The organism is Stenotrophomonas sp. WHRI 8082 (assembly GCF_040223995.2).
Taxonomy (GTDB): domain Bacteria; phylum Pseudomonadota; class Gammaproteobacteria; order Xanthomonadales; family Xanthomonadaceae; genus Stenotrophomonas.
This window is the reverse complement of the sequence record NZ_CP167826.1, coordinates 2285001-2310368: the sequence shown is the minus strand read 5'-3', so window position 1 is coordinate 2310368 and position 25368 is coordinate 2285001. Positions and strand designations below refer to the sequence as shown.

Annotated in this window: 19 protein-coding genes and 3 rRNA genes (1 of these 22 cut by a window edge); 6 read left to right on the top strand and 16 right to left on the bottom strand. The window is 64.5% G+C overall.

The features are described 5' to 3' along the window. Positions 1-16 precede the first annotated feature (16 nt). From cyoE to ABRP17_RS10110, 4 genes are all read right to left on the bottom strand, one after another. Positions 17-907 (bottom strand): heme o synthase, encoded by an 891-nt coding sequence (cyoE, locus tag ABRP17_RS10125; RefSeq protein WP_192082831.1) that lies wholly within the window; start codon positions 905-907, stop codon positions 17-19. 4 nt (positions 908-911) lie between these two features. Beyond that, positions 912-2075 carry a COX15/CtaA family protein gene (locus ABRP17_RS10120; protein ID WP_349984758.1) on the bottom strand — a complete coding sequence of 388 codons (1164 nt, stop codon included), beginning with the start codon at positions 2073-2075 and terminating at the stop codon, positions 912-914. A gap of 10 nt (positions 2076-2085) precedes the next feature. Beyond that, on the bottom strand, positions 2086-2661 hold the full coding sequence (locus ABRP17_RS10115) for a hypothetical protein (RefSeq protein WP_349984759.1): 576 nt from the start codon (positions 2659-2661) through the stop codon (positions 2086-2088). Between the two features lie 80 nt (positions 2662-2741). Beyond that, positions 2742-3455 carry an SURF1 family protein gene (locus ABRP17_RS10110; protein WP_349984760.1) on the bottom strand — a complete coding sequence of 238 codons (714 nt, stop codon included), beginning with the start codon at positions 3453-3455 and terminating at the stop codon, positions 2742-2744. Positions 3456-3512: 57 nt separating this feature from the next. Here ABRP17_RS10110 and ABRP17_RS10105 point away from each other — a divergent pair, with 57 nt between their 5' ends. Continuing rightward, positions 3513-3731: a twin transmembrane helix small protein gene (locus ABRP17_RS10105; protein ID WP_188325844.1), complete on the top strand. Its 219-nt coding sequence runs from the start codon at positions 3513-3515 to the stop codon at positions 3729-3731. Positions 3732-3748: 17 nt separating this feature from the next. Here the strand turns inward: ABRP17_RS10105 and ABRP17_RS10100 are convergent, their stop codons facing one another. From ABRP17_RS10100 to coxB, 5 genes are all read right to left on the bottom strand, one after another. Next, the gene (locus ABRP17_RS10100; protein ID WP_192082827.1) at positions 3749-4624 is read right to left on the bottom strand and encodes a cytochrome c oxidase subunit 3; all 876 of its coding nucleotides are present in this window, start codon (positions 4622-4624) and stop codon (positions 3749-3751) included. Positions 4625-4647: 23 nt separating this feature from the next. Then, complete coding sequence (locus ABRP17_RS10095) at positions 4648-5244, bottom strand: cytochrome c oxidase assembly protein (protein WP_188325842.1); 597 nt, start codon at positions 5242-5244, stop codon at positions 4648-4650. Further along, positions 5241-5372, bottom strand: a complete 132-nt coding sequence (locus ABRP17_RS10090; RefSeq protein WP_274603073.1) for a hypothetical protein — start codon at positions 5370-5372, stop codon at positions 5241-5243. Before ABRP17_RS10090 ends, ABRP17_RS10095 begins: the two co-directional genes overlap by 4 nt. Positions 5373-5380: 8 nt before the next feature. Further along, positions 5381-6991 (bottom strand): cytochrome c oxidase subunit I, encoded by a 1611-nt coding sequence (gene ctaD, locus ABRP17_RS10085; protein WP_188325841.1) that lies wholly within the window; start codon positions 6989-6991, stop codon positions 5381-5383. Positions 6992-7052: 61 nt separating this feature from the next. Then, complete coding sequence (gene coxB / locus ABRP17_RS10080) at positions 7053-8024, bottom strand: cytochrome c oxidase subunit II (RefSeq protein WP_349984761.1); 972 nt, start codon at positions 8022-8024, stop codon at positions 7053-7055. Positions 8025-8446: 422 nt separating this feature from the next. Between coxB and putA the strand changes: the two genes are divergently transcribed. Continuing rightward, positions 8447-11668 (top strand): bifunctional proline dehydrogenase/L-glutamate gamma-semialdehyde dehydrogenase PutA, encoded by a 3222-nt coding sequence (gene putA, locus ABRP17_RS10075; RefSeq protein WP_349984762.1) that lies wholly within the window; start codon positions 8447-8449, stop codon positions 11666-11668. 437 nt (positions 11669-12105) lie between these two features. Here the strand turns inward: putA and pnuC are convergent, their stop codons facing one another. Next, the gene (gene pnuC, locus ABRP17_RS10070) at positions 12106-12684 is read right to left on the bottom strand and encodes a nicotinamide riboside transporter PnuC (protein ID WP_349984763.1); all 579 of its coding nucleotides are present in this window, start codon (positions 12682-12684) and stop codon (positions 12106-12108) included. 248 nt (positions 12685-12932) lie between these two features. On the opposite strand from pnuC, the gene ABRP17_RS10065 reads away from it, so the two are divergent. Then, positions 12933-14354: a S8 family peptidase gene (locus tag ABRP17_RS10065; RefSeq protein WP_349984764.1), complete on the top strand. Its 1422-nt coding sequence runs from the start codon at positions 12933-12935 to the stop codon at positions 14352-14354. 80 nt (positions 14355-14434) lie between these two features. Here the strand turns inward: ABRP17_RS10065 and ABRP17_RS10060 are convergent, their stop codons facing one another. Next, entirely contained in the window at positions 14435-15778 is a 1344-nt protein-coding gene (locus tag ABRP17_RS10060; RefSeq protein WP_192082822.1) for an outer membrane protein transport protein, read from the bottom strand. Positions 15779-16001: 223 nt separating this feature from the next. Here ABRP17_RS10060 and ABRP17_RS10055 point away from each other — a divergent pair, with 223 nt between their 5' ends. Next, positions 16002-16694: a rhomboid family intramembrane serine protease gene (locus tag ABRP17_RS10055; protein WP_188325836.1), complete on the top strand. Its 693-nt coding sequence runs from the start codon at positions 16002-16004 to the stop codon at positions 16692-16694. A gap of 104 nt (positions 16695-16798) precedes the next feature. On the opposite strand, the gene ABRP17_RS10050 is transcribed toward ABRP17_RS10055, so the two are convergent. Continuing rightward, on the bottom strand, positions 16799-18268 hold the full coding sequence (locus ABRP17_RS10050) for a S41 family peptidase (protein ID WP_349984765.1): 1470 nt from the start codon (positions 18266-18268) through the stop codon (positions 16799-16801). Positions 18269-18396: 128 nt separating this feature from the next. After that, positions 18397-19614: a peptidoglycan DD-metalloendopeptidase family protein gene (locus ABRP17_RS10045; protein WP_349984774.1), complete on the bottom strand. Its 1218-nt coding sequence runs from the start codon at positions 19612-19614 to the stop codon at positions 18397-18399. A 190-nt stretch (positions 19615-19804) separates the two neighbouring features. On the opposite strand from ABRP17_RS10045, the gene ABRP17_RS10040 reads away from it, so the two are divergent. Both ABRP17_RS10040 and ABRP17_RS10035 read left to right on the top strand, forming a co-directional pair. Then, positions 19805-20467, top strand: coding sequence for a hypothetical protein (locus ABRP17_RS10040; RefSeq protein WP_349984766.1), 663 nt, complete (start codon positions 19805-19807; stop codon positions 20465-20467). A 55-nt stretch (positions 20468-20522) separates the two neighbouring features. Next, entirely contained in the window at positions 20523-22250 is a 1728-nt protein-coding gene (locus ABRP17_RS10035; RefSeq protein ID WP_349984767.1) for a M28 family metallopeptidase, read from the top strand. A 230-nt stretch (positions 22251-22480) separates the two neighbouring features. On the opposite strand, the gene rrf (ABRP17_RS10030) is transcribed toward ABRP17_RS10035, so the two are convergent. The 3 genes from rrf (ABRP17_RS10030) to ABRP17_RS10020 form a co-directional block, all read right to left on the bottom strand. Beyond that, positions 22481-22595: ribosomal RNA gene (rrf, locus tag ABRP17_RS10030) — 5S ribosomal RNA — on the bottom strand. A 155-nt stretch (positions 22596-22750) separates the two neighbouring features. Continuing rightward, positions 22751-22865 (bottom strand): 5S ribosomal RNA (gene rrf / locus ABRP17_RS10025). A gap of 174 nt (positions 22866-23039) precedes the next feature. Next, positions 23040-25368 (bottom strand): 23S ribosomal RNA (locus tag ABRP17_RS10020); it runs 555 nt beyond the window's last position.

Genomic DNA, 25368 nt, shown 5'->3' with positions numbered 1-25368 from the left:
CGCTGGGATCAGCGCGTTACAGCCAGGGCAGGATCCAGTGGTCCACCAGCAGGAACGCGAACAGCGCCATCAGGTAGACCACCGACCAGTTGAACATCTTCATCGAGAACAGTTCGTCCGGCGGGTTCTGCATGCGCCAGGCGTACCAGAGGAACACGGCGTTGAGCACGATCGCGCCGCCCAGGTAGAACGGACCGCTCATGCCAACCACGTACGGCAGCACGCAGATGAGGGCGAGCACGATCGAGTACGCCAGGATCTGCTTGCGGGTATGCACCACGCCGTGGGTGACCGGCAGCATCGGGATCTTCGCCTTGGCGTAGTCTTCGCGGCGGAAGATCGCCAGCGCCCAGAAATGCGGCGGCGTCCAGATGAAGATGATCAGCACCAGCAGCGCGGAGTACCACCAGTCGGCGGAGGTCTGCATGCCAGTCACGGCGGCCCAGCCGAGCATCGGCGGCATCGCGCCGGCCAGTCCACCGATGACGATGTTCTGCGAGGTCGCGCGCTTCAGGTACACGGTGTAGATCACCGCATAGCCGATCAGCGAGGCGAAGGTGAGGATCGCGGTGATGACATTCACCCACACCACCAGGATGGTCATCGACAGCACGATCAGCGCACCCGCGAAAGCGAGCACCTGCCACGGCTTGACCTTGCCGACCACCAGCGGGCGCCATGACGTACGCGCCATCTGTGCGTCGATCTTGGCATCCAGCAGTTGGTTGATGGCCGCCGCTGCCGACGCCGCCAACCAGATGCCGAAGAAGCCCAAGGCACCGAGGCGGACCTGCTCCCAGCTGGGGACACCGGGGATGGCGAGCACCATGCCGACCAGCGCGGTGAATACGATGAGGGCGACGACCTTGGGCTTGGTCAGGTCCCAGTACTGACGATAATTGGCCATGGCGTCAGTCCGGTGCCCGCAGTCGGGCCAGCAGGCTGACCATCACGAACAACAGCACCACGGCACCGCCGTTGTGCAGCACGGCCACCGGCAACGGCAGCGCCATCTTGACGTTGGCGACGCCCAGGCTGATCTGCGCGACCAGTGCCACGACCAGCGTCACGGCCCAGCCGCGCATGCTCGGCGTGCGGAACAAGCGGATGCCCAGCCACACCAGGTAGAGCGCCACCACGATGGCGAACATGCGGTGGCCCATCTGGATGGCAATGCGCGATGCTCCGTCGAGGATGCCGCCTTCGTAATCGACGCCGATGCCACGCCACAGGGTGAAGCCTTCGGCGAAGTTCTGCTGTGGCCACCACTGGTTGGCACAGCGCGGGAAATTGTCCAGTGACAGGCTGCCACCGCCGCAGGCGAGCGCGGCGTAGTTCGCACTGACCCAGCCACCCAGCGCAATCTGCGCGGTCAGCACGGTGATGCCGATGCGCAGCAGCCATTTCAGCTTCGGCGCTTCGGCCAGGGTGATGGGCAGGTGGGTCGCGCGCCACGCCATCCAGGCCAGCATCGCGAACATCAGCATGCCCCCCAGCAGATGGCCCATCACCACGATCGGCTTGAGCAGCCAGGTGACCGTCCACATGCCGAGCAGCGCCTGGAAGATCACCACCGCCAGGGTCAGCACCGCCGCGCGCGCCAGGTCGCTGTTGCTCCAGCGGAACGCGGCGATCAGCAGGATCACCTCACCGGTGAGGGCCAGCACGCTGGCCGTTGCATGCCAGCCGGTCATGTACAGCGGTATGCCCGCCGCCACCAGTGCGCAGGCGGTGACGACCGCCGTGCTGCCGAGGCGACGGCGACGCGTGGCCAGCAGGGCCAGGGTAAGAATCTCGATGCCCAGCGCGCCGGCGAGGAAGCGATGTACCTGCTCGCGCCAGGCTTTGTGCGTCTCCAGCGGACGGATCTCCGCCGCCGGGTGTCCGATGGTTTCTTCCACGTGCTGCGGCCACGTGGCCTGCCCATAACAGGTCGGCCAGTCCGGGCAGCTCAGTCCGGCATCGGACAGGCGCACGAAGGCACCGAACAGGATGGTGCTCGCGGTCATGATCATCGCGAACCACGCCAGGCGGTGGAAATTGCGGTGCAGCGCCGGACGCGTGGAAAGACTCATCTAACGGGACTCACTTCAGTTTCAGCAACGTGGACAAGTCCTTGCGCAGGCCACCGAGGTCGGTGCCGGGCGCATGGCGCAGGATCACGAAGCCGTTCGGGTCGACGACATAGACCGGCACGCCGGACGGGTCATCGACACCGGGCAAAGCAGCGCGCAGTGCCGGCGAGGGAGCCAGCGCGCGCAGTGCGGGGGTTCCAGCGAGGGGCGCCGGCGGCGTTCCCAGCCAGAGGATGTCGACATTATCGGCGTTATGGCCGAACAGCTGCCACACCTTGGCCAGTCCCTGCGACAAAGTGACGCACTGTTCGGCGCAGGTGGTCGGCGGCGCGACAAGGATGCGCCAGATCTTTTTTTCGCCCTTCCACGGATACGGGGCGCCGCTGGCCAACTGCGGTGGTTGCCCGCGCAGGTCCACTGGCGGCTGCAGCAGCTGGCCCACGTTTTTATGGGCGGCAGGCTGCCAGCCCGTGAAGCGCAGCACGCCGGCCAATGCCATGGCGCCGAAGAACACGGCGAACAGCAGCAGCAACGTGCGGCGACCGTGGCCGCGCGCGGTTTCCTGCGGTGACGAAGCAGCGTTCATGGGCGGTATTTTCTCATGTCGGGAGGGGGTGTGCCGGTGGGTGGGACGTTGCCGCAGCGCTCGCCGAGCATGGCTCGGCGCTACCGGGGGAAACGGCGGCGGCGCCATTCCAGAACCAGCGCCACCAGCAGCACGGTCAGCGCCAGGGCGAACCACTGCACGGCGTAGCCCAGATGGCGCTGCGGCGGCAGGGTGTTGGGCAGCAGGTCGAGGTCGCGCTCGTCGCCGAAGGGCAGCGCCGGATCCAGCCGCAGCACGCGCGCAGGCAGCGTCGGCAGGCCCAGCACCGGTGCCAGCGCATCGGTATGCAGGCGACTGGCCAGCCAGCGCTGTGGACCCGCTGCGTTGAATACCGGCCCCAGGGCCAATCCCGGCGCAGGCGCAGGGGCCAGCAGTCCACGCACGGCGACCGGCGACGGCGGCGATGGCACCTCGGGCAGGGCGCGGTCTGCAGGCAGCGGCCGCCAGCCAAGGTCGACCAGCACCACGGCTCCCCGCTCGCTGCGGAACGGGCGATACAGCTTCACCCCGGCACGACCGTGGCGCATCTGGTTGTCCAGCAGTACCAGACCGGGCAGGAAGCGTCCGTCATCGATGACCCTGTGCACGACGCCCGGCGCCGCCAGTGCGCGGTCCAGCGGCATCGGAAGCTGCGCGGATGCGGCCACCTGCGCATCCAGCAGGTGCTGCTTTTCGTGCATGCGCTGCAACTGCCAGCGACCCAGCAGGCAGAAAACCACCATCGCCCCCACCGCCAGTGCCCACCCCAGCGGGCGTGTGTGCCGACGCGTCATGACAAACGACCGGAAACGCGGTCAGATAGGGCCATCCGCCCCGCCATCGAGCTGCGCATGAACGATTCGCTGAAGACCCTGCTGGTGATCGCGTTCCTCATCGTCATCGTCTGGAACCTGGGCGCGGGCCTGTACTACCTGCTGGTGGATCGGGGGCAGACCAAGCGCACCGTCAACGCCCTGACCCGTCGCATCGCGGTATCGGTGGCGCTGATCCTGCTGGTGGTCATCGGCATCCTGGGCGGCTGGATCCAGCCGCACGGCGTTGGCCGCTGAGTGCATCGACGCCGCGGTCAAAGCACGTAGACGAACAGGAACAGCATCAGCCACACCACGTCGACGAAGTGCCAGTACCACGCGGCGGCTTCGAAGCCGAAATGATTGTCGCGGGTGAAGTGCCCCTTCGCTGCGCGCAGCCACATCACCGCCAGCATGATCGTGCCGAGCAGCACGTGCGCCCCGTGGAAGCCGGTCAGCATGAAGAACGTGGAGCCGTAGATGCCCGACCCCATCGTGAGGTTGAGCTCGGTGTACGCGTGGATGTACTCCTCTGCCTGCAGGGTCAGGAACACCAGCCCCAGCACCACGGTAATGCCCAGCCAGGTCAGCAGCTGGCGGCGATGGCCGGCCTTCAATGCGTGGTGGGCGATGGTCAGGGTGACGCCGGAGGTCAGCAGGATCAGCGTGTTGATCAGCGGCAGGCCCCACGCCGGAATGGTCTGGAACTGCCCGCCGATCGCCGCCGGCCCGTTGGTTGGCCAGCCCGCCGAGTAGCCCTGCCACAGCAATTCGTTGGTCATCACCCCGTCGCCCTCGCCGCCCAGCCATGGCAGGCCCAGCGCGCGGGTATAGAACAGCGCGCCGAAGAAGGCACCGAAGAACATGACTTCGGAGAAGATGAACCACACCATTCCCATCCGGAACGAGCCATCCACCTGCACGTTGTAGCGGCCGGCCTGCGATTCGCGCACCACGTCGCTGAACCACCAGAACAAGGTGAGCACCAGCATCGCCAGGCCTGCGAAGAAGGTCCAGCGGCCCCACGTGGCATCGTTGAGCCAGCTGGCGACGCCCACCATGGTCACCATCATCGCGATGGACCCTATGAACGGCCAGCGGCTATGGGTGGGGACGTAGTACACGTTGGCGTCGGAGGGAAGCTGGGCCATGGTCGGTGTCCGGTTCGTTGCGCTCAGGGCGCGGCGTGCGCGGTGGCCGGCACGGTCGCCGGTGCCAGGCGCGCGGAGAGCGCGTCGTTCTTGTAGAAGGTATAGGACAGGGTGATGGTGCGGATTTCCGGCGGCAGGTCGGGATCAACGATGAAGCGCACCGGCATGTCGCGTTTCTCGCCGGCCTGCAGGGTCTGTGCGGTGAAGCAGAAGCACTCGGTCTTGCTGAAATATCCCGATGCGCGTGCCGGTGCGACAGAGGGCACGGCACTGCCGACGATGGCGATACTGCTTTCGTTACGGGCGAAATACAGCGCTTCGTTGAGCTCGCCGGGCACCACGTCCATGGTCAGTTGTTCGGGATGGAAGGCCCACGGCAACTGGGAGTTCACCCCGCCGTCGAATTCCACGCGCACGGTGCGCTTGCCGCCCGCCGCGCCCAGGCTGGCCTGCGCCCCCGGGCCGCGTTCAAGGCGCACGCCAAAGACCTTTTCGCAGGCGATTCGGTACAGCGGTACCAGCGAAAACGTCAGCAGGAACACGGCTACCGCCACGCCGATCAGGCGCGGCAGGCCGGCATGCCGGGACGGTGCGGGCGCCGTGTCGTGCGGCGTGTTCATCGCCCGATCACTCCGCTGAGGATGAAGCCGGCGTACACCAGCACCGCGATCGCCCCCACCCACAGCGCGGTGCGGCGTGCGCGCCTGCGCTGCAGGGCCATGGCGGTGGACGTGTCGGTGTCATGCATCACGCACCTCAGTGACTGATGTCGTCGTGGGCCAGGTCACCCGGGCGGATGACCGGTGGCGTGGTGAAGGTATGCGCCGGCGCCGGTGACGGCACCGTCCACTCCAGTCCGCGCGCGCCTTCCCAGCTGCGTGCGGCAGCCCTTTCACCATGGCGCAGTGACCACAGCAGGATGGCCGCCATCATGAAGGGGGTGACGAACATGCCGAAGGCACCGATGGAACTGATCAGGTTCCAGTCGGCGAAGGCCACGCTGTAATCGGGGATGCGCCGCGGCATGCCGGCCAGGCCGAGGAAGTGCTGCGGGAAGAACAGCAGGTTGACGAAGACGATGGACCACCAGAAGTGCACGCGGGCCCACCTCTCGCTGTACATGCGCCCGGTCCACTTCGGCCACCAGTAGTACACCGCAGCGATCAGCCCGAACACCGCGCCGGTGACCAGGACGTAATGGAAATGCGCGACCACGAAGTAGGTGTCGTGGTACTGGAAATCAGCCGCCACGATGGCCAGCATCAGGCCGGAGAAACCGCCGATGGTGAACAGGATGACGAAGGCCACCGACCACAGCATCGGGGCTTCGAAGGTCAACGAACCGCGCCACATCGTACTGACCCAATTGAACACCTTCACCCCGGTGGGAATGGAGATCAGCATGGTGGCGAACATGAAGTAGATCTCACCGCCCAGGGGCATGCCCACGGTGAACATGTGGTGGGCCCAGACGATGAAGGACAGGAAGGCGATGGCGGCGGTCGCGTAGACCATCGCCTGGTAGCCGAACAACGGCTTGCGGCTGAAGGTGGGGATGATCTCGCTGACCACGCCGAAGGCGGGCAGGATCATGATGTACACCTCCGGATGACCGAAGAACCAGAAGATGTGCTGGAACATCACCGGGTCGCCGCCGCCGGCCGCATTGAAGAAGCTGGTGCCGAAGAACTTGTCGGTCAGCAGCATGGTCACCGCACCGGCCAGCACGGGCATCACCGCGATCAGCAGGAAGGCGGTGATCAGCCAGGCCCAGCAGAAGATCGGCATCTTCAGCAGATCGATGCCAGGTGCGCGCATGTTCAGCACGGTGGCGATGATGTTGATCGCGCCCATGATGGAACTGATACCGGCTACGTGGATGGCGAACACGGTGAACGCCACGTTGTAGCCGCCCTGCAGCGACAGCGGCGGGTACAGCGTCCAGCCACCGGCCGGTGCGCCACCGGGCAGGAACAGGGTGACCAGCAGCAGGCTGAAGGCCACCGGCAACAGCCAGAACGACCAGTTGTTCATGCGCGGCAGCGCCATGTCCGGTGCACCGATCTGCAACGGGATCATCCAGTTGGCCAGGCCGACGAAGGCCGGCATCACCCCGCCGAAGATCATCACCAGCGCGTGCATGGTGGTCATCTGGTTGAAGAATTCCGGCTTGACGAACTGCAGGCCGGGTTGCGCCAGTTCGGTGCGGATGACCACGCTCATCGCCGCGCCGATGATGAACATGACGAAGCTGAAAAGCAGGTACAGCGTGCCGATGTCCTTGTGGTTGGTGCTGAAGAACCAACGTGCGAAGAACCCCTGCGTAGGGCCGTGGTGGTCGTCGTGCCCAACTGCCGAGTGCGCCATTGCAAAACACCTCTCAGATCGATTTGTCACGGTGGCCGCGGTGCGGCCACGGGTGGTTGGGTCAGGCGTCGGTGGTGGGCGCCGGGACCGGTGCGGAAGCGGGCTCGGCCGGGGTCACCGGTTGCCGTGGCGCGCTGCCGTCGCCAGCCGGGGTCGTGGGCTCCGGTGACGTCGGCGTGGCGGGCGCAGCGGGAGCCGCGGCAGGCGCCGGCTTCTTCTGGGCCAGCCAGCGCTTGAATTCGTCCTTGGACACGGCCTCCACCACGATCGGCATGAAGCCGTGGTCCTTGCCGCACAGTTCGGCGCACTGGCCGCGGTATACGCCGGGGGTGTCGATGCTGGTCCAGGCTTCGTTGATGAAGCCCGGGATCGCATCCTGTTTCCAGCCCAGCGCCGGTACCCACCAGGCATGGATCACGTCGTCGGACGTGATGACGAAACGCACCTTGGTATCCACCGGCAGCACCAGCCGGTTGTCCACATCGAGCAGGTAGTGCGGGTTGCTCTCGCGGGTGGGCACCTTGCCACTCTGGCGCATGCGGTCGGATTCGCGATCCAGGCGGCTGGTGAAGTCCACGCCTTCGCCCAGGTATTCATAGCGCCACATCCACTGGTAGCCCGTGACCTTGACGGTCATCTCGGCATCGCGGGTGTCGTACATCTTGATCAGGTTGGCCGTCGCCGGCCACGCCATCACCACCAGGATGATCACCGGGATCACCGTCCAGATGACCTCGGCCTTGGTGTTGTGGCTGAAGGTCGCGGCGACCGCGCCCTTGGATTTGCGGAACTTGAAGATGGCGTAGGCCATCGCACCGAAGACGATCACGCCGATGACCGTGACCACGATCAGCGACAGCATGTTCGACTCCCACGCCAGGCGCGAGGTCTGGGTGACCCCCCGGCCCATGTTCAACTGCCACGGCTTCGGATCGGCGGACTGGGCCCAGCCGAGAGCAGGAACACCTGCGCCTGCCGCCAACGCGGCCAATCCGGAAACGCACCTGCCGCCCCACGCGCTGCTTTGCTTCATTGCCTAGACCCTTGACGTCATCGGTGACCGCCATCGCTGGCGGAGAGCAAGCTTTCAAACTGGCTGCCGGGGCATCGAACGTCCGTGGGGGGGACGCCCGCGCCGTTGCGTATTCAGATCCCCTGCGGCGCACCGTGCGCCCTGATCCTGTCGCAACCGCGTTGTTGCCGCGGGATACGTCTGGATGGTAGCCCTGCCCTCTCGACACTTACAAGGTCCATTCACGGTTTTTAGCATGCTGCAGCACAGCAATACGCCGTCGGCCGATTTGCCGATTTCGGCACAATTTACCCCCGCCTCCCCGAGATAGCTGAATCCTTTACGGGGCGGGACTATCAGGAATGCCGCAATGGTCAATAAGGGGGCTATCCGGCGAGCGAAAAATGATTAAAATCGCCAAGTTTTCCACTGGCCGGACCGGCATGAACGCACCCACTCTTTCGCCCGCTGCCCCCGGCCTCGCGCCGCAGGCCGACGCGCTGCTGTCGCCGGAACTGCCGGCCTCCCCCTCCCCGTTCCGCCAGGCAATCACCGACGCCTGGCTGAAAGACGAAACCGCGCAAGTCACCGAACTGCTGGCCCAGGCTCGCCTGCCGGCCGACGAACAGGCCCAGGTGCAGGCGCTTGCCGCCGACCTGGTCGCCCGTGTGCGGGTGCGTGCCAAGGACCAGGGCGCCATTGAAGCCTTCATGCGCCAGTACGACCTGGGTAGCGAGGAGGGCGTGCTTTTGATGTGCGTGGCCGAAGCGCTGCTGCGCATTCCCGACCAGGCCACCGCCGACAAGCTGATCCGCGACAAGCTGGCCGATGCGGACTGGAAAAAGCACATGGGCGGCAGTGATTCGGTGCTGGTCAACGCGTCGACCTGGGGCCTGATGCTGACCGGCCGCCTGGTGCAGATCAACGATGCGACCCGCGCCGATGTCCCGGGCGCCTTCCAGCGTCTGATGGGCCGCGTGGGCGAGCCGGTGATCCGCCTCGCGGTGCGCCAGGCGATGAAGATCATGGGCCACCAGTTCGTCATGGGCCGCACAATCGGCGAAGCGCTGGACCGTTCGCACAAGGGCGACAACGCCAGCTACCGCTACTCGTTCGACATGCTGGGCGAAGGCGCGCTGACCATGAAGGACGCGCTGCGTTACCTGGAAGACTACCGCCGCGCGATCCATGCCATCGGCGGCGACCACAAGGCCCGCGGTGGCCGTCCGGATGGCGATGTCAACAACGCCCCGGGCATTTCAATCAAGCTGTCCGCGCTGTACCCGCGCTACGAACATGCCAAGCGCGAACGCGTGCTGCACGATCTGGTGCCCGGCGTGCTGGAGCTGGCGCAGCTGGCGAAAAGCTACGGCATCGGCTGCACGGTCGACGCCGAGGAAGCGGACCGCCTGGAACTGTCGTTGGACATCATCGACCGCGTGTTCTCCGACGCCTCGCTGGCCGGCTGGGATGGCTTCGGCGTCGTGGTGCAGGCGTACCAGAAGCGCACCCCGTACACGATCGATTTCCTCGCCGACATGGCCCGCCGCAACGGTCGCCGCCTGCAGGTACGCCTGGTCAAGGGCGCGTACTGGGATGCCGAGATCAAGCGTGCGCAGATCGAAGGCTACCCGGGCTACCCGGTGTTCACCCGCAAGCAGAACACCGACGTGTCCTACCTGGCATGCGCCAAGCGCCTGTTCGGCCATGCCGATGCGATCTATCCGATGTTCGCGACCCACAACGCGCACACCATCGCGGCGATCCGCACCCTCGCCAAGGGCGGCGTGTACGAGCATCAGAAGCTGCATGGCATGGGCGACGATCTGTATGCCGAAGTGGTGCCGGCCGATCGCCTGGGCCTGCCGTGCCGCGTGTACGCGCCGGTCGGTTCGCACGAAGACCTGCTGCCGTACCTGGTGCGCCGCCTGTTGGAAAACGGCGCCAACTCCAGCTTCGTCAACCGCATCACCGATGACCGCGTCGCGATCGCCGAGCTGGTACGCGATCCGGTGGAGATGGTGGCTTCGTTCGCGTCCATTCCACACCCCAAGATCCCGCTGCCGGTTGACCTGCTGCGCAGCCAGAACCACGACAGGAACAATTCCATGGGCATCAATCTGGCCAACGACAACGCGCTGCGCGACCTTGCCGAGCAACTCAACGGCGCCGTCAAGGCATGGCACGCCGCCCCGCTGGTGCCGGGTGCGACGCTGACCGGTGCGACGCTGCCGGTGACCAACCCAGCCGACAACCGCCAGGTGATCGGCCAGTGGCAGGCGGCCGACGATGTGACCGTGCAGAAGGCGTTGACCAACGCAGTGGCGGCGCAGCCGGCATGGAACCGCACGCCGGCCGCCAGCCGCGCGGCGATCCTGGAACACGCCGCGGACCAGCTGGAAGCCCGCATCGCCGAGTTCATGGCGCTGTGCGTGAAGGAAGCCGGCAAGAGCCTGCCCGATGGTGTGGCCGAAGTGCGCGAAGCGGTCGACTTCCTGCGTTACTACGCCAAGCAGGCGCGCGAACAGTTCGGCCATGCCGAGCAGCTGCCCAGCCCGACCGGTGAATCGAACGAACTGCAGCTGCATGGCCGCGGCGTGTTCGTCTGCATCAGTCCGTGGAACTTCCCGCTGGCGATCTTCCTCGGCCAGGTGGCCGCTGCGCTGGCCGCGGGCAACAGCGTGATCGCCAAGCCGGCCGAGCAGACCAACCTGATCGGCTACTACGCGGTGAAGCTGATGCTGGACGCGGGCGTGCCGGAAGGCGTGCTGCAGTTCCTGCCCGGTGATGGCGCCACCGTGGGTGCGGCACTGACCGCCGATCCGCGCGTGGCCGGCGTGGCCTTCACCGGGTCCACCGATACGGCGCGCGCGATCAACCGCGCGATGGCCGCGCGTGATGCCGCGATCGGCGTGCTGATTGCCGAAACCGGCGGCCAGAACGCGTTCATTGCGGATTCGTCGGCGCTGCCGGAACAACTGGTCAAGGATGCCATCGGTTCGGCGTTCACCTCGGCGGGGCAGCGTTGCTCGGCCGCGCGCGTGCTGTTCGTGCAGGACGACATCGCCGACAAGGTGATGACCATGCTGGCCGGCGCGATGAAGGAACTGAAGATCGGCGACCCGGGCCTGCTGTCCACCGACGTGGGCCCGGTGATCGATGCGGACGCGTTGAAGATCCTGCACGACCATGCCGCACGCATGGACACCGAAGCGCGCCTGATCGCCGCGGCAACCCTGACCGACGAAGCCGCACATGGCAGCTTCTTCGCCCCGCGCGCGTATGAACTGAAGGACCTGGGCCAGCTGCACAGGGAGATCTTCGGACCCGTGCTGCACGTGATCCGTTGGAAGGGTGATCAGCTGCAATCGGTGATCGACCAGATCAACGCCACCGGCTATGGCCTGACGCTGGGCGTGCATTCGCGCATCGATGAGACCGTGGACCGCATCACCACCGGCATCCAGGTGGGCAACGTGTACGTCAACCGCAACCAGATCGGTGCCGTGGTCGGCGTGCAGCCGTTCGGTGGCCAGGGCCTGTCCGGCACCGGCCCGAAGGCGGGCGGCCCGCACTACCTGCTGCGTTTTGCGACGGAAAAGACGGTGACGGTGAACACCACCGCCGCCGGTGGCAACGCCTCGCTGCTGACGCTGGGCGACTGATTTTTCCTGCTGTGCCGCGGGTGTGGGTTTTCTGTGGGTGGGTAGAGCGGGATGGGTTCCCGCGGCTGCCAGCAGGTGTGGGTTGGTAGCGCCGAGCCATGCTCGGCGAGCGCAGCGGGCCATTGGCGGGAACAGTCCGCCGAGCACGGCTCGGCGCTACCACTGGTATTGTTGACCCGTCGGGTGGAGAGAGCCCCCGATCCCTTTTCATTTCCCCCCGTCCAACCCGATGTTTGTCCATGGCCACCATGGACCTGTCGAAGGCGGGGCGGGGTGGGTTGGCGGGGGCGTTGAGCGCCATGGATGGCGCGAAACGAGGCCCGCATGGATGCAGTTTCTGCCGTCCCCCGCCAATCCACCCCGCCCCGCCAACCCACGGCCCCGCAGGGCTTTTGATGTTGACGTTGACGTTGCCTGCGCTTCTGACCGTACGCGCGTCAGCGCGCAACGTCCATCTCCCGCCGCCAGTGCCGCAGTGCGACCAGCGCGTTGATCCAATACCCCACGTACAGCAGCGCAGTCAGCTGCAGGCCACCGCTGTAGTACAGCGGAACCGCCAGGGTGTTCACCAGCAGCCACACCCACCAGCACTCCAGCTTGCGCCGCATCATCAGCAACTGACCGACCATGCTCAGCAGCAGGATCGCCGCGTCCACGTAGGGCGCATGGCCGTCCGTATGGCGCACCAGCATCGCGCCGTAGCCCCACGTGCCCGCCACCACCAGCAACGCCAGCCACGGCCATGCAGCGGCCTTCAGGCGGGTGATGCGCAGCGGCGCACCGCGGTCACCGCGCAGCCACTGCCACCAGCCCAGCGCGCCCACGGCGATGAAAAAGCCCTGCAGCGCCACTTGACCGTACAACCGCGCCTGCAGGAACACGAGGGCGAACAGCACCCCGGCGATGATGCTGATCCACCAACCATGCACGCTGTTGCGCCCGGCCAGCAGGATCGATGCAGCAGCGGCGACGTTGGCGGCGATTTCAAGCTGAAACGCGGGGTCTGAAAAATCCATGGCCCAGTCTAGTACCGCCAAGGCTTCTGAGGATAAGGGCACTTTTCCCACGGCACGGCAGCAGGGACGCCGATGGATGTCCGCCGTGGGCGACAGTAAGACGCGCTGTTGCTCTGCCTGAATGTGATGGCGGCCACGAGACGTACTGATCGCGAACTTTTCCTACACCGCGGTCAATCGCAAAGACTCCTACTGAACACTCCAAGCAGGTGCGGCACCTGCTTTCCATCAGTTGAAGGAGGGTTCTCGTGAACAACAAGCTCACCCCATCTCGTTCTCCACGCATCCATTCCCTGTTACCTCTAGCTGCGCTGGTCACGCTCTCGCTGGCGGCAGCGCCGGTTACCGCTGACTCACTTCTACGCTCCAACAGCGACAGCCATTCAACCCATCAGCAGTACATTGTCCGCTTCCACCCCGAAGCCGCTGAGGCGTCATTACCGCGCCTCAGGGCGGCTGCACTGCAGCGTGCAGCGCAGCACCTGCCTGCGGCCCGTGTGCGTGGACTGCAGGTGCAGCAGGTACGCCAGATGGCATCGGGTTCGTTCGTCGTACGCACGTCCCACGCCTTGGATTCAATCGAATCGGAAGCGTTCATCGCTGCGCTGACCGCCGACCCTGCCGTGGTTCATGCCCAGCCCGATCTCGTACTGCAGTCCACCTGGATACCCAATGATCAGCACTATCCGAAGCAATGGGGCCTGGGCACATGGAGTTATGCGATCAACGTCCAGCCTGCGTGGGAGCTTTCCAGAGGCGCGGGGATCACGGTGGCAGTCCTTGACAGCGGCACCACCGTGCATCCTGATCTGGATGCGCAGATGCTGCCGGGTTACGACTTCGTCAGCGACCCGCAGGTCGCGCGCGATGGCAATGGCCGAGATGCCAACCCCCAGGATGAGGGCAACTGGGGCACGACTATCGATTGTCGTCGCAACATAGACTCTGATTGGCACGGTACCAAGGTGGCAGGCACGCTTGCCGCCATTGCCAACAATCGCGAAGGCATCGCCGGCGTAGCGAACGGCGCACGCATACTGCCGGTGCGCGTAACCGGGAGGTGTTCACGTGGCATGCTCTCCGACACCGTCGATGCGATGCTGTGGGCAGCAGGATTCGACGTGACTGGAGTAAAGAAAAACACCAATCCGGCAAACATCGTCAACATCTCCTTGGCAGGAATTGGTATGTGCTCATCGGAGATGCAAGAGACCATAGACAAGCTTGGCTTGGCCCGCGTCACGGTGGTTACGGGTGTCGGCAACGATAACGCCGATGCGAAGGACTACACACCGGCCAATTGTCTCCGAATCATCGCGGTCGGCAGCAACGATGGACAAGGCCGCAAGAGCCTGTTTTCCAACACGGGAGAGAATGTGGATCTGGTGGCCCCAGGCGAAGATATCTACAGCACGAGTAACGGCGGCTCTACGTATCCTGAGACGCCATGGTATGGCGAACAATCGGGCACCTCGTTCGCCGCTCCCCATGTCGCAGGCGTCGTAGCCCTCATGCAATCGGGCAGGGAGCGACTACTGACCCCTGCAAATGTGGAACTCATCCTCAAGAATACGGCAAAGGACATGGGCGCTGATTGTCCACGCAGTGAGTGCGGTTTTGGGCTGATCGATGCGGAGGCGGCGGTCAGACGTGCGCGCGCAACCCCTTGACGTTTCCATCGTTGCTGCAATGAAAAAGCCCCGCTTGCGCGGGGCTTTTTCGTTCTGCGCTCACACGTTGCGGCGTGAAATCAGAACTTGTACTGCATCGAAGCGGCCAGCACGTCGCCACGGACCTTGTACTTGCCGGTCAGCGAGTTGCCCTGGTTGTTGGTGGTCGGCGACACGAACACGTTCGGATCGCTGGTCAACAGGTGGGTGTAGCCGAAGTTGTACTCGACGTTTTCCGACGGGTTCCAGCCCAGGCCGACCGACAGCCACTTGCGGCTGGTATCCGGCACGCGGACATCGCGGTGCGCGTCGGTGGTGGGGGTCTGGTCCAGCGCCACACCACCGCGCAGGGTGATGGTATCGCTGAGCTTGAAGTCGGTACCCAGCGACACGAAGGTGGTGTCGCGGTAGCCGAAGTCCAGCACCGAATCCGGCTGCGCCGACGCGTAGTCGATGGTCACCTGGTCGAACGCGGTGGACCACGCGGTACGGGTGACGTCACCCATCACGGTCCAGCGATCGTTGATGTTGTGGGTCACGCTCAGCGTGGCCGACGCCGGCAGGGTCACCGTCGCCCGGCCGCTGGTGTCGGTGAAACGACCCGGCTGGGCCACGGCCAGCACGGCCGCTGCATTGGACGGCACGTCGAAGGTGGCATCGCCGCCGGTGATCTTGTGCTCGACCTTGGAACGGTAGCTCAGGCCGATGTGGGTGTTCTCATCGAGGCTGAACAGACCGCCGACGGTCCAACCGACCGCGTTGTTGTCGCCTTCCACGGTCAGCTTGCCATCGGCGCTGCCCGGGGCGAAGCCCGGAACGCGGGACTGGGCCAGCGCGGTGCCGAAGTCGATGTTGTTGCTCAGCTCGATGGTCAGGTGCTCAACGAACACCGACGCGCCGAACGACACATACGGGTTGACGTCGTAGGACATCGCGAAGCCGAGGTCGATCGCCTTCAGGTCGGTCTTCAGGCCGCTGTAGCGACCCACCCAGCCTGCGTCGTAGTCGGTCTTGAAGCCGAACGGTGCGGTCAGGGAGACGCCGAAGTGGGCCTTTTCGCCGACCGGCATGTGGAAGTACGCGGCCGGGACCGGCGCGATCATGCCGGCGTCGCCGCCGTCACCACCGGTCTGCGGGGCGCCGGTCGGCTTGCGGCCGGAGCCTTCGAACTCGGCCTTGAAGCTGATCGCGCTCAGGTCGCCCTGGACCACGCGGCCATCCAGCTGGCGCATGCCGGCCGGATTGGCGGCGATGATCGAGGCATCACCCTCGGCGCTGCCCGAACCGGCGAAGGCACGGCCCAGGCCCTTGGCACTCTTTTCCGCCAGCTGGAACGCCGCAGCGTTCGCATCGGTGGCAGCCAGTACGCCGGCAATGCCGACGGCCAGCATCGAAATGCGGGCAAAAGTAGAAGCGGTTTGCATCGTTTTATCTCTCCGGAAAGCGGTTGTTTGCTCTGCATGCGCCTGCGTCCCCCTTAGGCCAAGGCCCTCCAGGACGCGCCGGATTCCCCTCCCGACATACGACGCCGTATGCGAGTATCACCCAGACGTGTTAATGAAACAATAACAGATAGGGTGCTTTTTCCACCCTGAAATCTGAATACGAGGCGCGCGATGAGGGCGCCGACGGGATACGCTTGCCGTCATGTTCCTTTCGCTCCCCTCGCGCCGGAAAGCTGCCGTCCGCTGGGCTACCCCCCTGCTGTTCGCCGCCCTCTGGATCGCGTTCCTGTGGTCGATCTCGCGCCCGCACGAGGCGCGCAGCAGCCTGTGGATGGATTGGGGCGCCCTATCGGCGGGTCTGGTGCGGCCGCTGGACTGGTGGGCCACGTTCAAGGACGGCAGCGTGCTGCGCCTGTTCACCGCGCTGTTCCTGCACGCGGACTGGTCCCACTTGCTGGGCAACCTGGTGTTCCTGCTGATCTTCGGCCTGCCTGCCGAGCGGGTGCTGGGACCGTGGCGCTTGATCCTGCTGTTCCTGTTCGGTGGGGCCTTCGCCAACCTGACCGCGGTCTACACGATGGGCACGCCGGACCAGATCATCATCGGCGCCAGCGGCGCGGTGTCGGCGTTGATCGGCACCTACCTGGCGCTGTTCCCGGGGGCGCGCCTGGGCGTGGTGATCCCGCTGGGGCTGTTCCTGGAGTTCGTGCGGGCCCCGGCGTATCTGCTGATCGGCGTGTGGGCGGTGCTGCAGGTGGTGTTCGCACACATCGGGCCGAGCTTCGGCATGGTGGCGTGGTGGGCGCACATCGCCGGCTTCGGGTTCGGGGTGTTGTACGGGGTGTACGTACGCGCGGCGATCGCGCGCAGGCTGCGCAAGCGTCAGGGGTTCTGACGCGTCGCGGCGGGTGGGTGTGGCGGCCGCTGGCCGCCGGATCTGCTCCGTCCGCTGCGCTCGCCGAGCATGGCTCGGCGCTACCAGGGGCGGCGTCGCCGTGATCAGGGTTTGACCGGCGGCTCCGTGGGCTTTGCTTCCGGCTTTGCTTCCGGCTTTGCTTCCGGCTTTGCTTCAGGCTTTGCATCCGGCTTCGCTTCCGGCTTTGCATCCGGCTTCGCTTCGGCTGCTGGCTTGGGCGGGGCCTTCGCGGCTTCGGCCTTCAGCCGCGCGGCGACCGAGCCGGGCTGCTTGAGCTCGGCCAGTGCCTCGTTGATCGGGCCGTCGCCGGGCAGTACGTCGCCCGCCTGGTAGCCTTCTTCGCCTTCGGCATCGCCATGCAGGTGACCCGGCAGCGTGGCTTCACTGAAATCGGTCAGGCTGGCGGGTAGTGCCTCTTCGCCTTCCACCGGTGCGGGCTTCAGCTCCACTTCGGGCACGATGCCGGTGGCCTGGATCGACTTGCCGCTCGGCGTGAAGTAACGCGCGGTGGTCAGCTTCACTGAATCGCCATTGTCCAGCGGCAGCACGGTCTGCACCGAACCCTTGCCGAACGTGCGGCTGCCGATCACCCGGGCACGCTGGTTGTCGCGCAGCGCGCCCGCCAGCACTTCGGAAGCACTGGCCGAACCCGCATCCACCAGCACCATCACCGGCGCGCCCTTCAACAGGTCGCCCGGGGTGGCATCGAAACGCGCATCGCTGATGCTGATGCGGCCACGCGTGCTGACGATGTTGCCCTTCTCCAGCAAGTCATCGGCGACCTGCACCGCGGCGGTCAACAGGCCGCCAGGATTGCTGCGCAGATCCAATACCAGGCCCTTCAGCTGGCCACCGGCCTGCTTGGACAACTGGCGCACGTGCTTCTGGAAATCCGCACCGGTGTCGGCCTGGAAGGTGCTCAGGCGGATGTAGCCGTAGCCCGGCTCGAGCATGCGACTGCGCACGCTGGTGACCCGGATCGTTTCGCGCGCCAGGGTGACATCGAAGGGCTTGGGCTTGCCGTCGCGCACGATGGTCAGCACGACCTTGCTGCCGGCGACGCCACGCAGCGGTTCGCTGGCCTTGATGGCACTGATCGGCTTGCCGTCGATGGCGATGATGAGGTCGCCGGCGAGGATGCCTGCGCGGGCGGCCGGCGTGTCGTCGATCGGCGAAATGATCTTCAGGCTGCTGTTGTCCGGCTGCTGCTGCAGCTCCACCCCGATGCCTTCGTAAGCGCCATTGGCCTGCTCGTCGAAGGCTTCGGCGTCTTCCTTGCCGAAGTAGGTGCTGTGCGGGTCCAGGTCCAGCAACAGGCCACGTACCGCGTCCTGCATGAGCTTCTTGTCATCCACCGGATCCACGTACGCTGCACGTACCGCGTTGTACACCGCCACGAATCGCCGGATTTCCTCCAGCGGCACCTTCGACGTCGCAGCTTCCTCGTTGTTGGCCGCACTGGCGTCACTGGCGGGGACGGCTGCCGGTTGCTGCGCCAACGCAAGCGAAGGCAGCAGGGCCAGCAGCAGGGTGGCGGTTCGGGCTACACGCATGAAGCACTCCTGGGGGATCGGTGACGGATGTGCCGCTGGAATGCGTGCACGACCGTTGCAGCGCCCGATTATGCGTTACCCGCCGGTAAATTCCCGTTGACATGCCTACCGCCGCGAACGACTACGGTTCAGCGTCGCTGCAACCAGCTGTCCGGGTTCACCGGCTGCCCACCGCGTCGCAGTTCGAAGTACAGCGCCGATACGCCCTGACCGCCGGAATTGCCGACCTTGGCCAGCGCGTCGCCGCGCTTGACCGCCGCACCGGCGTCCTTCAGCAACGTGTCGTTGTGTGCGTACAGGCTCATGTAGCCATTGCCGTGATCGACGATCAGGATCATGCCGTAGCCGGTCATCCAGTCGGAAAACACGACCGTGCCATCGGCCACGGCGGTGACCGTGGTGCCGGCGGCCGCGCCGATCAGTACACCGCTGCTGGTGCGTCCATCGGGCAGCTTGCCGCCATAGCGCGCCAGCAGATTGCCGGAGAGCGGCCAGCCCAGGCCGCCGACCTTCGGCGCGGGGGCCGAGGCCACGACCGGCGGAACCTTGATCGCGCGCGGTGGCGGTGCGGGGCGACCTTCGGCGACGGCACGATCGGCGGCGGCCTTTTCGGCCGCTTTTTCCGCTGCGACCCGACGGGCGGCGGCACGGCGCTCCGCCTCTGCACGCGCGGCGGCTGCACGCAGGTTCGCAAGCAGGGTTTCCAGCGCCTTGGCATCCTTGCCGAGGGCTTTTTCGCGTTCGCTGCGGTCCTTGAAACGCTCGTCGAGCGCGGCAACCGCACGCTCGCGATCACGGCGATCGTTGACCAACGCCGTGGCCTGCTGTTTCTGCTGCTGGCGCGTGCCCTGCAGCTCTGCCTGCCGCGCGCTGATCTGTCCCTGCAGGGTGTCCAGCTCCTTCAGGTCGGCGGTGATGTCATGGATCCGCTGGCTGCGTTCGCGCTGCAGGTACCGGTGATACGCGAGCGAGCGGTTGCCATCGGCCACGGTGTCCTGCGAGAGCAACAGCTTCAGCGGTGCGTGGTTGCCCAAGCGGTACGCCCCACGCAGCAAGCCGGCCAGTTCCTTGCGCTGCTGCTGCAGGCTGCCCTGCAGATCCCCACGCCGCTTCTCCAGACCGGCCAGCGCCGTGTTCTGCTCCTGCAGCGCGGCTTCGGTCTGCGCCAACGTGCGCCCGGTACGCGCCACCTTCTCGTCCATTTCGCGCAGTTGGCGGCTGGCCTGGTCGCGCTGGCTGTCCAGTTGCTGCCGCTCCTGCGCAACGCCCTTCAGTTCGGTACGCAGTTTCTGCAGCTTGCGTTCGGCCTCCCGGGTGGACTGCGCATGGACCGGCGCCACCGGCATCAGCCCGGCAGACAGGGCCAGCAGCGCGCCGCACGCCAGCAGGCAGGCGCGGGTGTTAGCGATGCGTGAGGGAAAGGCGTTGTCGCGCAAGAGCGTTCCAGTGACTTCAGGCAGATGCGGTTTCTGGTGCAGCATGGTGACATCTTTGCCGGGCGGCCTGCCAGCCGCATGTGCCACACAAGGAACCGCCATGAACGCACGATCCCTCGCCTTGCTGCTTGCCCTCGCGGCGGCTGCCACACCGGCGCTCGCGCAGGAAGACATCAGCAAGGTCAACGGCAGCATCACTGCAACCTCCGGTCAGCGCTACGGTGATCTGGACACGGTCAACGGCAGCATCCGCGTAGACGATGGCGTGGAAACCGGCGACATCGAGACCGTGAACGGCACCATCAAGGTCGGCGAAGGAGCGCGCACCGGCGGCATCGCGACCGTCAACGGCGGCGTTCGCCTGGCCGGCGGCGTGATCGCACGCGGCAACGTCACCACCGTCAACGGAAGCATCTTCGCCGACCGCCGCAGCCGGATCGAAGGCCGCGTGGAAACCGTGAACGGTGGCATCGGCCTGGTTGAAACGCAGCTGGCGGGCGACATTGAAACCGTCAACGGGGATGTCACGGTGGGCGTCGGGTCGGTGGTCAACGGCGGCATCCAGATCAAGAAGCCGAGCTTCAGCATTTCATTCACCCCGAACCGGAAGCCCCGCGTCATCATCGGCCCGAATGCCGTGGTGAAGGGCCCGCTGCAGTTCGAGCGTGACGTGCTGTTGTACGTACATCGCAGCGCGACGACCGGTCCGGTCAGTGGCGCGACGCCGGTACCGTTCGATACCGATACCGCGCCTGAAAATTGATTCCATGCCGGGCCTGCCTGAGCGGGCCCGCCCCTACCCTGCAGGATCCTAGATGATGCCCCGCAACCTACTGCTCTGCCTTGCCATCACCGCGGCATTGACCGCCTGCAAGGGCGACGACACCGCGCCCGCCGCAGCGGCGCCGGCCGCGCCCACTGCGACCACCGCCCCGGCTGCCAGCACCCACACGTTCTCGCCGGAGATCAATGCGGCCGACTTCGCCGAACTGGTCAAGACGCTTTCTTCCGACGCGTTCGAAGGGCGTGCCCCCGGCAGCAAGGGTGAAGAGCTCACGGTCAACTACATCCGTGACCAGATGCAGCGCATCGGCCTGCAGCCCGGCAACGGCGACAGCTGGTTCCAGGACGTGGCGATGACCGAGACCACGGCCGACGAATCGACCTCGTTGAAGATCGACCAGGCCGGCAAGTCCAGCGAGCTGAAGTTCGGGACCGACATGGTGGTGGGTACCCGCACCGGCCAGACCGAGGTCAAGGTCGACGGCAGTGACATCGTGTTCGTCGGCTATGGCGTGGATGCGCCGGAGCAGGAATGGAACGACTACGCCGGCCAGGACTGGAAGGGCAAGACGGTGGTGATGTTCGTCAACGATCCCGGGTTCCATGTGGACGATGCCAAGCTGTTCGACGGCAAGCGCATGACCTACTACGGTCGCTGGACCTACAAGTTCGAAGAAGCCGCCCGCAAGGGTGCGGCTGCCGCCTTGATCGTGCATGACACGGCCGGCGCGTCATATGGCTGGGACGTGGTGAAGAATTCCTGGGCGGGTCCGCAGTACGACCTGCCGGCCAAGGACGATCCGGACGCGCGCCTGCCGGTCCAGGGCTGGCTGAGTGCGGACGCGGCGAAGGCCTTGTTTGCCGGTGCCGGCCTGGATCTGGCGCAAGCCTACAAGGATGCCAACAAGCGTGGCTTCAAGCCGGTGCCGCTGAAGGCCAAGCTGTCGGTGGACCTGAAGAGCACGACCGCGGAGAAGACCTCGCGCAACGTGGTGGGGGTGTTGCCGGGCAGCAGCCGCGCCGACGAAGCGGTGCTGTACATGGCGCATTGGGATCACCTGGGCAAGCATGAAGGCGAGGCCGACGACAACATCTACAACGGCGCGGTGGACAACGCGACCGGCGTGGCCGGCATCCTGGAAGTCGCCGACGCGATGGTGCATCAGGACCCGAAGCCGGCGCGTTCGGCGGTGTTCCTGGCGGTGACGCTGGAAGAGTCCGGCCTGCTCGGTTCGAAGTACTACGTGGCCCACCCGACGTTCCCGCTGGACAAGATTGCCGGTGTGATCAACATCGATGCGATGTCGGTGGCCGGCCGCGCGAAGGACATGACCGTGACCGGCTTCGGCAGCTCGGAGCTGGAAGACATCCTGAAGCCGCTGGCTGCCGCGCAGGGCCGTACGCTGCATGGCGAGAGCGCGGTGCAGAGCGGTTTCTACTTCCGTTCGGATCATTTCAACTTCGCCAAGGCCGGCGTGCCTGCGTTGTATGCCGATGGGGGCGAAGACCTGCGCGAGGGCGGTGTCGAGGCCGGCCGCAAGGTGGCCGAGGACTACGGGCGCAACCGCTACCACGGCCCGAAGGATGAGTTCGATCCGGCGACGTGGAAGCTGGACGGCACCGTGGAAGACCTGCAGTTGCTGCATGGTGTCGGCAAGGAGCTTGCTGCGGGCGACCGCTGGCCGAACTGGTACGAGGGCAACCCGTTCAAGGCGGCCCGCGACGAGATGATGAGGGGCAAGCCGGCAGCCGCTGCCAAGTAACGTCTGGCGTGATGCACAAGAAGCGGCGGCCTGCAGGCCGCCGCTTTTTTTATGCCTGACGCCCGTGGGATCGCCCTACATCGCCAGGCCTCGGGTGCCAACGCACACAGGTAGCGCCGAGCCACGCTCGGCGAGCGCAGCGGCAGGCAGTTGACGGCCAGCGGCCGTCACTACCGCGCCGCGCATAAAAAAAACCCCGCTGCGTGAGCAGCGGGGTTTTCGGTTTTAAACCCTGGCGATGACCTACTCTCGCATGGCTTGAGCCACACTACCATCGGCGCAGCTACGTTTCACTTCCGAGTTCGGGATGGGATCGGGTGGTTCCATAGCGCTAATTTCACCAGGGAGACGGTTGGAGCGTCGCGTTGCGGCGTGCCCTTGCGGGGGACGCGCATAAGCGCAGCTCACGTTCTTGCCCTTGGGCGGCAGGTACGAAAAAGCATGTACCTACATAAAAAGAAAACCCCGTTGCATGAGCAACGGGGTTTTCGGGGTATAAACCCTGGCGATGACCTACTCTCGCATGGCTTGAGCCACACTACCATCGGCGCAGCTACGTTTCACTTCCGAGTTCGGGATGGGATCGGGTGGTTCCATAGCGCTAATTTCACCAGGGAGACGTTTGGAGTGTCGCCGCGGGTCGTCGTGTCTTTGCAGGGAGCGGGGCACGTTAGTGCCCTGCTTTACAAAGAGACGCGCCTACAGCGCCTGCCTCTCGTTTGGTCTTGTGACGTAGCGTGCACTTGGATCTATCGACATGTCATGTCGGCCAAGGCAACTTGAGGTTATATGGTCAAGCCTCACGGATCATTAGTATCAGTTAGCTCAATACATTGCTGTACTTACACACCTGACCTATCAACCACATAGTCTATATGGTTCCTTCAGGGGGCTTGTGCCCCGGGAGATCTCATCTTGAGGCGCGCTTCCCGCTTAGATGCTTTCAGCGGTTATCGCTTCCGAACATAGCTACCCGGCAATGCCACTGGCGTGACAACCGGAACACCAGAGGTTCGTCCACTCCGGTCCTCTCGTACTAGGAGCAGCCCCTCTCAAATCTCCAACGCCCATGGCAGATAGGGACCGAACTGTCTCACGACGTTCTGAACCCAGCTCGCGTACCACTTTAAATGGCGAACAGCCATACCCTTGGGACCGACTACAGCCCCAGGATGTGATGAGCCGACATCGAGGTGCCAAACACCGCCGTCGATATGAACTCTTGGGCGGTATCAGCCTGTTATCCCCGGAGTACCTTTTATCCGTTGAGCGATGGCCCTTCCATACAGAACCACCGGATCACTAAGTCCTAGTTTCCTACCTGCTTGATCCGTCGATCTTGCAGTCAAGCACGCTTATGCCTTTGCACACAGTGCGCGATGTCCGACCGCGCTGAGCGTACCTTCGAGCTCCTCCGTTACTCTTTAGGAGGAGACCGCCCCAGTCAAACTACCCACCATACACGGTCCCTGATCCGGATTACGGACCTAGGTTAGAACGTCAAGCACGACAGGGTGGTATTTCAAGGTTGGCTCCACTGCAGCTAGCGCCACAGTTTCATAGCCTCCCACCTATCCTACACAGACGAACTCAACGTTCAGTGTAAAGCTATAGTAAAGGTTCACGGGGTCTTTCCGTCTTGCCACGGGAACGCTGCATCTTCACAGCGATTTCAATTTCACTGAGTCTCGGGTGGAGACAGCGCCGCTGTCGTTACGCCATTCGTGCAGGTCGGAACTTACCCGACAAGGAATTTCGCTACCTTAGGACCGTTATAGTTACGGCCGCCGTTTACTGGGGCTTCGATCAAGAGCTTCGCCTTGCGGCTGACCCCATCAATTAACCTTCCAGCACCGGGCAGGCGTCACACCCTATACGTCCACTTTCGTGTTTGCAGAGTGCTGTGTTTTTGATAAACAGTCGCAGCGGCCTGGTTACTGCGACCCTCTTCAGCTATAGCTCGCATGAGCCACCAAAAAGGGTGCACCTTCTCCCGAAGTTACGGTGCCATGTTGCCTAGTTCCTTCACCCGAGTTCTCTCAAGCGCCTGAGAATTCTCATCCTACCCACCTGTGTCGGTTTACGGTACGGTCTGCGTAAGCTGAAGCTTAGGAGCTTTTCCTGGAAGCGTGGTATCAGCGACTTCGCCTTAAAGGCTCGTCTCGGTGCTCGGTCTTAAAGGATCCCGGATTTGCCAAAGATCCAAACCTACCGCCTTTCCCCAGGACAACCAACGCCTGGTACGCCTAACCTTCTCCGTCCCTCCATCGCACTTACGCGAGGTGCAGGAATATTAACCTGCTTCCCATCGACTACGACTTTCGTCCTCGCCTTAGGGGCCGACTCACCCTGCGCCGATTAACGTTGCGCAAGGAAACCTTGGGCTTTCGGCGTGCGGGTTTTTCACCCGCATTATCGTTACTCATGTCAGCATTCGCACTTCCGATACCTCCAGCGGACTTCTCAATCCACCTTCAACGGCTTACGGAACGCTCCTCTACCGCGTACAACCCTGAAGGTTGCACACCCCAAGCTTCGGTTCACTGCTTAGCCCCGTTAAATCTTCCCCGCAGACCGACTCGACCAGTGAGCTATTACGCTTTCTTTAAAGGGTGGCTGCTTCTAAGCCAACCTCCTGGCTGTCTGTGCCTTTCCACATGGTTTTCCACTTAGCAGTGAATTTGGGACCTTAGCTGTGGGTCTGGGTTGTTTCCCTTTTCACGACGGACGTTAGCACCCGCCGTGTGTCTCCCATACAGTCCGTCTCGGTATTCGGAGTTTGCAATGGTTTGGTAAGTCGCGATGACCCCCTAGCCATAACAGTGCTCTACCCCCGAGAGGATACATATGAGGCGCTACCTAAATAGCTTTCGAGGAGAACCAGCTATCTCCGGGTTCGATTAGCTTTTCACTCCTAATCACAGCTCATCCCCGTCTTTTGCAACAGACGTGGGTTCGGGCCTCCAGTACCTGTTACGGCACCTTCACCCTGGCCATGACTAGATCACCCGGTTTCGGGTCTACTGCCCGCGACTATGCGCCCTTATCAGACTCGGTTTCCCTTCGCCTCCCCTATACGGTTAAGCTTGCCACGAACAGTAAGTCGCTGACCCATTAT

What these genes read in the sequence shown, in the direction of transcription:
- ABRP17_RS10110 (WP_349984760.1), bottom strand. Translation starts at nt 3,455, where the DNA reads ATGACGCGTCGGCACACACGCCCGCTGGGGTGGGCACTGGCGGTGGGG.
- ABRP17_RS10060 (WP_192082822.1), bottom strand. Translation starts at nt 15,778, where the DNA reads ATGCAAACCGCTTCTACTTTTGCCCGCATTTCGATGCTGGCCGTCGGC.
- ABRP17_RS10095 (WP_188325842.1), bottom strand. Translation starts at nt 5,244, where the DNA reads ATGAACACGCCGCACGACACGGCGCCCGCACCGTCCCGGCATGCCGGC.
- ABRP17_RS10100 (WP_192082827.1), bottom strand. Translation starts at nt 4,624, where the DNA reads ATGGCCCAGCTTCCCTCCGACGCCAACGTGTACTACGTCCCCACCCAT.
- ABRP17_RS10055 (WP_188325836.1), top strand. Translation starts at nt 16,002, where the DNA reads ATGTTCCTTTCGCTCCCCTCGCGCCGGAAAGCTGCCGTCCGCTGGGCT.
- ABRP17_RS10120 (WP_349984758.1), bottom strand. Translation starts at nt 2,075, where the DNA reads ATGAGTCTTTCCACGCGTCCGGCGCTGCACCGCAATTTCCACCGCCTG.
- ABRP17_RS10050 (WP_349984765.1), bottom strand. Translation starts at nt 18,268, where the DNA reads ATGCGTGTAGCCCGAACCGCCACCCTGCTGCTGGCCCTGCTGCCTTCG.
- cyoE (WP_192082831.1), bottom strand. Translation starts at nt 907, where the DNA reads ATGGCCAATTATCGTCAGTACTGGGACCTGACCAAGCCCAAGGTCGTC.
- coxB (WP_349984761.1), bottom strand. Translation starts at nt 8,024, where the DNA reads ATGAAGCAAAGCAGCGCGTGGGGCGGCAGGTGCGTTTCCGGATTGGCC.
- ABRP17_RS10115 (WP_349984759.1), bottom strand. Translation starts at nt 2,661, where the DNA reads ATGAACGCTGCTTCGTCACCGCAGGAAACCGCGCGCGGCCACGGTCGC.
- ABRP17_RS10040 (WP_349984766.1), top strand. Translation starts at nt 19,805, where the DNA reads ATGAACGCACGATCCCTCGCCTTGCTGCTTGCCCTCGCGGCGGCTGCC.
- ABRP17_RS10045 (WP_349984774.1), bottom strand. Translation starts at nt 19,614, where the DNA reads ATGCCGGTGGCGCCGGTCCATGCGCAGTCCACCCGGGAGGCCGAACGC.
- ABRP17_RS10035 (WP_349984767.1), top strand. Translation starts at nt 20,523, where the DNA reads ATGCCCCGCAACCTACTGCTCTGCCTTGCCATCACCGCGGCATTGACC.
- ABRP17_RS10090 (WP_274603073.1), bottom strand. Translation starts at nt 5,372, where the DNA reads ATGCATGACACCGACACGTCCACCGCCATGGCCCTGCAGCGCAGGCGC.
- pnuC (WP_349984763.1), bottom strand. Translation starts at nt 12,684, where the DNA reads ATGGATTTTTCAGACCCCGCGTTTCAGCTTGAAATCGCCGCCAACGTC.
- ABRP17_RS10105 (WP_188325844.1), top strand. Translation starts at nt 3,513, where the DNA reads ATGAACGATTCGCTGAAGACCCTGCTGGTGATCGCGTTCCTCATCGTC.
- putA (WP_349984762.1), top strand. Translation starts at nt 8,447, where the DNA reads ATGAACGCACCCACTCTTTCGCCCGCTGCCCCCGGCCTCGCGCCGCAG.
- ctaD (WP_188325841.1), bottom strand. Translation starts at nt 6,991, where the DNA reads ATGGCGCACTCGGCAGTTGGGCACGACGACCACCACGGCCCTACGCAG.